At 47.5% G+C, this 219-nt stretch carries 1 protein-coding gene; it reads right to left on the reverse strand.

Annotated elements, in window-relative coordinates; all coding sequences use genetic code 11:
- Positions 1-68: 68 nt before the first annotated feature.
- A partial coding sequence (locus FS806_RS25535; RefSeq protein WP_144942159.1) for a zinc ribbon domain-containing protein occupies positions 69-219 on the reverse strand: 151 nt, incomplete at its 5' end.

Here is a 219-nt window from a genome sequence, read left to right on the forward strand (position 1 = left end):
GTATGACACTCCACAGGCGTAAATTCGGATGCAACGAATCCTACATATTGGCGATGACGAGATATGTGTCAAACCGCCAATTTAGATAGGTTGATCGCCGCGTTCAAGTCGCGGTCGATCACATGTCCGCAAGTGCATTCATAGGTGCGATCAGACAGTTTCAGGTTCGGCTTGATCTGACCACAACATGAGCACATTTTCGATGAAGGGAACCATTTG

The sequence above is a fragment of the Paenibacillus sp. 32O-W genome (assembly GCF_007679495.1).
Classification (GTDB): Bacteria; Bacillota; Bacilli; order Paenibacillales; family NBRC-103111; genus Paenibacillus_L; species Paenibacillus_L residui.